This window comes from Nocardia sp. NPDC003345 (assembly GCF_053589395.1).
In genome coordinates this window covers 1-6,979 of record NZ_JBSFRU010000333.1, presented here as the reverse complement: position 1 = coordinate 6,979, position 6,979 = coordinate 1, and the positions used below count along the sequence as shown (strand labels likewise).

At 65.7% G+C, this 6,979-nt stretch carries 7 protein-coding genes; 3 read left to right on the top strand and 4 right to left on the bottom strand.

Annotated features, from left to right (window positions below):
* Positions 1 to 120 precede the first annotated feature (120 nt).
* From ACWDU1_RS26925 to ACWDU1_RS26910, 4 genes are all read right to left on the bottom strand, one after another.
* Positions 121 to 417, bottom strand: a complete 297-nt coding sequence (locus ACWDU1_RS26925) for a DUF6802 family protein (RefSeq protein WP_450002667.1) — start codon at positions 415 to 417, stop codon at positions 121 to 123.
* Positions 418 to 986: 569 nt separating this feature from the next.
* Entirely contained in the window at positions 987 to 2,180 is a 1,194-nt protein-coding gene (locus ACWDU1_RS26920; protein WP_450002665.1) for a PrsW family intramembrane metalloprotease, read from the bottom strand.
* Positions 2,177 to 2,773 carry a hypothetical protein gene (locus ACWDU1_RS26915; RefSeq protein ID WP_450002664.1) on the bottom strand — a complete coding sequence of 199 codons (597 nt, stop codon included), beginning with the start codon at positions 2,771 to 2,773 and terminating at the stop codon, positions 2,177 to 2,179. The genes ACWDU1_RS26920 and ACWDU1_RS26915 overlap by 4 nt, the downstream gene beginning before the upstream one ends.
* A gap of 486 nt (positions 2,774 to 3,259) precedes the next feature.
* Positions 3,260 to 4,180: an alpha/beta hydrolase family protein gene (locus ACWDU1_RS26910; RefSeq protein ID WP_450002662.1), complete on the bottom strand. Its 921-nt coding sequence runs from the start codon at positions 4,178 to 4,180 to the stop codon at positions 3,260 to 3,262.
* Between the two features lie 223 nt (positions 4,181 to 4,403).
* Here ACWDU1_RS26910 and ACWDU1_RS26905 point away from each other — a divergent pair, with 223 nt between their 5' ends.
* The 3 genes from ACWDU1_RS26905 to ACWDU1_RS26895 form a co-directional block, all read left to right on the top strand.
* On the top strand, positions 4,404 to 5,309 hold the full coding sequence (locus tag ACWDU1_RS26905; RefSeq protein ID WP_450002660.1) for a helix-turn-helix domain-containing protein: 906 nt from the start codon (positions 4,404 to 4,406) through the stop codon (positions 5,307 to 5,309).
* A gap of 27 nt (positions 5,310 to 5,336) precedes the next feature.
* Positions 5,337 to 6,407, top strand: coding sequence for a MerR family transcriptional regulator (locus ACWDU1_RS26900; RefSeq protein ID WP_450002658.1), 1,071 nt, complete (start codon positions 5,337 to 5,339; stop codon positions 6,405 to 6,407).
* A gap of 326 nt (positions 6,408 to 6,733) precedes the next feature.
* On the top strand, positions 6,734 to 6,979 hold a 246-nt coding region (locus ACWDU1_RS26895; RefSeq protein ID WP_450002657.1), incomplete at its 3' end, for a VOC family protein.

The following is a 6,979-nucleotide window of genomic DNA, read 5'->3' as shown; positions in this document are numbered from 1 at the left end:
CGGGAAGTCTATAGAGGGATGACGCTGTCCCGCCCCTGAATTATGTTGGCCGGTCACAGGATTCGCCGTTATCGCGGGAAGGGTCCTATTGTGCGGCGCCCCACCCAGGTGGCACCCCGATCACTCCCCCATCTTGCCTTGTTCGGTCTGGCGCCACTCACCCGATCCGTCCGGATTGCGGTGGTACTCCCACGCCGAATAGCTGCCGTCGTTCTCCACCACGCTGACCTCGTCGGCGTAGCCGTCGAGGTCGTTATCGGTCCACACATTCATCGAATCAGGGCCGCTGGTGACGAAGGTGTCCAGGATGCCGTCGACGACGAGGTCCTGGGTGGGTGTTTCCATTTCCACCGGACCCAGGCCGTCCAGGGACGAGGAAGCTCCGAGGTGCGGCGTACCGAATTCTTCTGATGGCATCGACTCTCCTGAGATCCACTGGGCGACGACGGGAATACTCGATCGATCTTTCCATCCCCAACGGTACGGCACAGCGGACCCGGGCAGGACCGCTGCCGGTGCCCCTGGGGCGCAGGGGTTCACCCGAGCTCTCCCGACGCACTCCGCCTCTACTCGGCCTCCGCCGTGACCGTGGCCTTTTCGGCCACCGCGGCTCGCACCGAAGGATGATCGTCCTTACTCGGCCGATTCCGGCAGGTATTTGGACAGCGTGGTCGGGCGTCTGCCGATCCAGATTCTGGCCCCAAGGTAGGGACACGGGCGTACCCGATGAGCGCGCCTCCCTCACCGACGGATCCAGGGCGTCGCCGTCGAGGGAAAGCGGTTCGAGGGCATCCGTATCCGCCACCCACAAGCTGTACATAATGGATCATTCCGAGTTGTTGAACGGTCAGACTTTGCGACATGTTTATTGAACAGTCGTCGTTTCCGGCCGACCTGGGCGTTCGTGCTCAGGAGCGGTTTCGGCTCGCCTGTTGATAAAACGATCTTGGGCTCAATCGGTTGATGAACACTGCCTTGTGCCGGTCTCACGCGGCGACGGCATCCCGGGAGGGCGGCGGCCGGTGCTCACGCAGCCGGGTGATCTCACGCCGGGCGAACTGAACTCGTGGGCCGGACACTCCACCGGAAATGGCGAGCTCGTCGGCGAGGTCCGCGGCGGCGTCGAGAATATAGCCGCGGTGTCGGCGGCCGGAACGGCTGGTGGCGGCCCGGCGGTAGGAGCGGCGGGCGCGCCGGTCTCCGCACACCGCATCGAGTTCCTCCTGGGTGAGGACACCGCTGCCGACCTCGGGGCCGAGGATGTCGCGCAGGAACTGCCGCTCCTGGGTGACGGTGGTGTCGAAGACTTTCACCACCAGGATCAGTGCGATGAGGATGAGCCCGCCCCAGACCGGGAACAGCAGCACTCCGTTGCCGCGCACCAGCGCGCCTCCGGAGTCCCAGAGACCGTGTAGCAGCATCGCGGCCACCATCAACGCCAATCCCCTGCCCGCGCGGCGGGGCTGGGCGGGCCGGCCCAACAGGTACACGACTCCGGCGCAGAACACCGCGCTGTAGAGGATGTGGGCTGCCACCCCGACGATCATGCGCAGCCAGATCGTGGAGGCTTCCGCGGCGATCTGGTCGGCGCCGAATCGGGAGGCCGCGGAGCTCATCGCGTACGCGATATCCTCGATGATCTGGAACCCGAGCCCGAGGAAGGCACCGAGCACGAATCCGTCGAACGCGGTGCGGATCAGCCGCGGCGCCAAAGCGATCAGCAGGATCAGGCCGAGCCCCTTCGCGATCTCCTCGGTGAACGGTGCCGCCAGGCCGGCACCCCAGTCCAGTGCCCACGCCTGCCCCCATGCCTTCGCGTACAAGGCGCGCAGCGCGTCGTTGGCGGGCGCGGCCATCGTCCAGGTCGCGGCGAACCCGCCCCAGAGAAAGGCGGCGATCACGATGCCGGCGGGTTGACGGGCATAGCGGTCGATGCGATGGGTGAACCACCAGAACAGGGCCCCGTAGAGCCCGAAAAGAACGATCGCGACCGCCAGCGCGGGACCGTAGGCCGCGGACTGAGTCGTCACTTTCGTTCCGAAGTCCGCGATCCCGGCACCGACCAGCACGGCATACACCCAGAACGCCAGGTTGCGTGGCTGATAAAAGGTGAAACCGCGCCCCCACCCGGACTCGGCGATGGCGTGGATTCGGCGGTCCTGCTGCTCGGCGGTGGTCATCGCGATCCCTCCGTGGTGAGACTGGCCAGCATCGCGGCCGCCTGTTCGGCCTGCCCGGTCGCACCCTCTGCAGGTCCGGTGATCACCACCTCCACCCCGAGCCCTTCTTCGGCGAATGCGGCGACCGCCCCGTCGCTGCCGGGTCCGGAGAACCGCGCCATCACCCCCCGGGTGCCGTCACGGGTGGTGACCGGAACCGGATCGCCGTGGATCTGGGCGCCTTCACCATCGGTGAGCAACTCGGTGGTGCGGCCGATCCGATCCAGCAGCTGCTGCGAGGTGCCCTCGAAGGTCCCGGTCCGCACCGCGAACCGCACCGGCCCGTTCACCACCACCGCTTGCTGGGGGTAGGTCCCGCTGCCGGGCCGGTCATCGGCACGCACACCGTCGGTGACCCCCCACCCCGGTTCGGGCACGAAAGTCACTCCGCCCCGCACTTCGAGTACATCCCCGGCCCGCACGATGTCGTCATAGCCCACTGCCCGGTTCCATGACGGCAGCACAAATCCCATCACCACCAGGAACGCGGCCACCACCAGAGCCGGAGCGATCGTGGCGCGGTCCAACCCCAGCAACCGCCGATCCGCGGGCACCCACCGATCTCCCGGCGAATACCTCTCGGCCGACGCCTCTCCATCAACCGCTCGATCAGCCACCGGCGCCTCCCAATTGGACGATAGCCAGAATGTAGCCGAAAAAACCGGAAAGCGTGGGATGAATCGGATCTACGCGAGGTCACTACCGGCGCCACTCTCCGATGTCTCAGAACCTCGATAATGCGACTGCGTCTCGGAAACCCTCCGGGGGTGCTTCCGTCGATACCGACTGCCGACCACCACGCCTTGCGGCCGGATAAACCTCCTCTTTGCCGCTCAGGAGCAGTGTTCATTAATGGCGTTCATGGACGATCCAATGGCAGGCAATCATCGCTGAACAGCGATGATTGCCTGTTTGAGTGCCCAGGAATGCCATCGATTTACGACATCTGCCGCAAGCGGTCATGATCGCTGCGGTCCGGTTTGTTCGGGAGCCCCACACGTTCAGGTGAGGGGCCCCTGTCGGATGGGCAGGGTTGTCGGTTACTTCAGGTGTTTGTCGAACCAGTCGATCGGGATCTCGGGATGCAGGCCGAAGAAGTTGTAACCGTCGAACCGGCGGTCCGTGCCCCGGATCCAGTACAGCTCTTTCTCCTGGACCGGTAGCGCGTCGTAGATCGATTGGACGTCTTCGGGCCGGGTCATGGTGTCGTCGTGGACCTGGGCGACCAGGGTCGGGACCGTGACCGCGCCGACGTGCTGGAGCGGGGATTGCTCGGCGAGGTGGAATCCGGTGCGTTCGTGGACGGCCTTGTCGAATTCGACGTAGCCGTCGGCCATGCCGATGGCTTTGACGAATTCCTCGACGATGTAGGGGCCCGAGACCGGCTGCAGCATGACCATGGCCTGGACCTCGGAGAACTCCTCGGGATGTTTCGACCAGGCGACCGCGGTGGAATCCGCGCCCAAGCACACCGACAGCAGAACTTTCTTCATGGTGCGGGTGTCGGGGCGGGCGGCGGCGTAGCGCAGGGAGCCGATCACGTCGCGGTATTCCAGCAGGCCGATACCGGCGATACCGCCGTTGCCCTGGCCGCTCAGACCGTGGTTGCGGATGTCGTAGGCCAAAATGTTGTAACCGGCGTCGTGCAGGGCCTTGTATTCGGGCAGGAAGTTGACTTCGAAACCGCCGAGTCCACCGAATTCGGGGAGGTGGCCGGGGTAGCCGTAGCGGTTGCCGGGCAGGAAGTGGTTGTGGATGACCAGCCGGTCGGAGTCGGCGGGGATGAACCAGCCCTCCAGCGGTATGCCGTCGGTGGACGGGAAGGTGACGTCCTCGTAGTCGAGTCCGACCTCGTCGGGCCGGCGCAGTACCGGGGCGCGGCGACCGGCGGTGGTGCCGGTGGTCCAGAGTTGAAGGAAGTTGTCGAAGGCGGCCTTGGCCTGATCCTCATCGGTTGCCATGGTGATCCTCTCCCTGTGTCGGGCGAGCGTCGCGCCGCTGTTCGAAACCGGAACCCGGTGACGCTCGCGATGGTGATGCGCTGTTCGGCGCGTGGTACCCGCAACCCATGCTGACAACCGTGAGCGCCGACCGGCAGAGGAAGGATTCCTCCCCCCTCACCCGACCGGAGAGGGAGGAATTCCTCCCATGAACAGCAGGCCGCGGATCCGGGAAGGTGGAGGTATGGCCGACGACACTCACCTGCGGGAGCTGGGAGATTTCCTGCGGGCTCGACGCGACGCCCTCACACCCCGAGATGCCGGCTTGGCCGAAGGCCCCACACCGCGGCGGGTGCCGGGACTGCGCCGCGAAGAGGTCGCCGGTCTCGCCGCGATCAGCACCGACTACTACACCCGTATCGAACAGGGACGCATCACCGCGTCCGGCCCGGTCCTGGACACGCTGGCCCGTGTCCTGCACCTCGACGCCGACCAGCGAGGCTACCTCCACGAACTGTCCGGCCGCGCCCCTGCACGGCCGCGGCAGCGTGCTCGGCAGCGGATCCAGCCCACGCTGCAACGACTTCTCGACGACCTCCAGTTCGTGCCGGGCTTGGTTCTGGGCCGCCGAATGGACATTCTGGCCTGGAACTCACCGGCCGCGACCCTGCTCACCGATTTCGCCCGGATTCCGGAGAGACATCGCAACTACCTGCGCCTCGTCTTCACCGACCCCGCCCTGCGAGCCCTGTACGCCGACTGGGAAACCGTCGCCCGCACCTGTGTCGCCCAACTGCGCATGGAAGCCGCCCAACGACCCGACGACCCGCAACTGGCAGCCCTGGTAGGCGAACTATCGGTCTGCGACGACCACTTCCGCCGATGGTGGGCCGCCCACCACGTCGCCACACGCCGGATCGGCACCAAAACCCTGCACCACCCACTCGTCGGAGAACTGAGTCTGGACTGGGACACACTGACCTGCGCCGCCGACCCCGAACAGCAACTCATCACCTGGACCGCCGCCCCCGACACCCCCACCAGCGACAGACTGCGCATCCTCGCATCCTGGACCGCCGAACACCCCTGCTCACCCTCGGACCCCCGACCCGGCCCCACTGTCCACCAAAAGGGCATTCACGGACAGTAATGCACCAGGAAATATCCCCGACCAGCGATGATCTCCAACCATCATGTCCAAGAATGCATCGGCATATGGACGGTTCCCGAGTTGGACGAAGCCGGCGATGTCATGCCGGCTCGGTACCGACTTGAGTCTCCTGCAGGAGGAGACCTCATGCTCGGAGCCATGGACGACGAGATGCTGTTCCCGATCGGAGTCGCGGCCGAACGCACGGGGCTTGCGGTCAAGACGATTCGGTTCTACTCCGACAAGGGGCTCGTTCCGCCGTCTTCCCACACCCCGACCGGCTACCGCCTCTACGACATTGCTGCCCTGTCTCGTCTGGAACTGGTTCGGACACTGCGCGAACTCGATATCGACCTGGCCACGGTGCGGCGCATCCTGGCCAGCGAGACTTCGCTGGCGGAGATAGCCGCTGCGCACGCATCCGCCCTCGATGCCCAGATCCGAGGACTACGGCTGCGACGGTCCGTACTGCAGGCGGTAGCGAAACGACAGTCCGACCCCCAGGAGATGGACCTGATGCACAAATTGGTGAACCTGTCACAGGCCGAGCGGCATCGCTACATCCACGACTTCATCGACGAGACCTTCGGCGGCGTCGACGCCAACCCGGCGATGGTCGAACTACTGCGCACCAGCATGCCCGACCTACCCGAAGACCCCACCCCCGAGCAGATCGAGGCCTGGATGGAATTGGTGGCGCTGGTCCAGAACAGCGACTTCCGCGCAGCTGTCCGCCGGATGGCCGAATATCAGGCCGAGCAACGCATCGAGGGCGACACCACCGGCTTGCACCACGCGCTCACCGAAACAGTGCGCGACGAAGTCGGCCGCGCGCTCGCCGCGGCAACCGCACCTGATTCGGCCGCGGCCGCGCCGATCGTGGACGCCGTCGCCACGCGTTACGCCGAGACATTCGGCAAACCCGACGACAGCGCCCTCCGACGATGGATACTGCAACGCTTGGAGGTAGCCAACGACTCCCGCGTGACGCGGTACTGGCAACTCGTAGCTGCCATAAACGGCTGGCCATCCGTAGAGGATCTGGATCCAGTGTTCGGCTGGCTCGGCCAGGCGCTGCGGACCCACACCGGGCGATAGCAGCCTCCTGCACACCGGCGGCGACGAATCGACGACAGGCCGGCCCGGCCTTCAGTGCATCCGCAGCCGGCCGCGGCGAGGCGTCCGGGCGCGACGCAGCACCTAGAGCCGAGTCCACACGTTCACAGAAGGGTCGATCCTGGACAGAATCGAAGGTGGTAACCGCTGTTCAGTGACTACCACCTTCATGTCCATAAGTGCATCAATTGATGGACAGGTTTCCTGTCGCGACATTCAGTCGGCAATGGCTTCTGCGATGCTTACGGGCGATGAGTGCGCAGCCTTCTGAAGGTCTGGTCCCCCGACCTGATGGGACATTCTGCTGGGTGGACCTGAAGACACGGGATCCGAACGCGGCGGCAGCTTTCTTCGAACGCACGCTGGGCTGGACTGTCGAGACCGACCAGGACTCGTGGCGGCAGGCCGGCGTCATCCGGGTGGGCGAGCACCGCATCGGCGGACTCAGTGACGTGACGGCAGCTATCTATCCGCCCGGGACACCCCCGCACATCGCCTGCTACCTGGCGGTCGACGAGGTGGACACGCGGGCCGCGGCCGCGGTCGCGGCCGCG

Excerpts from the sequence above, each read along its gene's own strand:
- ACWDU1_RS26925 (WP_450002667.1), bottom strand. The coding sequence starts at position 417 with ATGCCATCAGAAGAATTCGGTACGCCGCACCTCGGAGCTTCCTCGTCC.
- ACWDU1_RS26920 (WP_450002665.1), bottom strand. The coding sequence starts at position 2,180 with ATGACCACCGCCGAGCAGCAGGACCGCCGAATCCACGCCATCGCCGAG.
- ACWDU1_RS26910 (WP_450002662.1), bottom strand. The coding sequence starts at position 4,180 with ATGGCAACCGATGAGGATCAGGCCAAGGCCGCCTTCGACAACTTCCTT.
- ACWDU1_RS26905 (WP_450002660.1), top strand. The coding sequence starts at position 4,404 with ATGGCCGACGACACTCACCTGCGGGAGCTGGGAGATTTCCTGCGGGCT.
- ACWDU1_RS26900 (WP_450002658.1), top strand. The coding sequence starts at position 5,337 with ATGATCTCCAACCATCATGTCCAAGAATGCATCGGCATATGGACGGTT.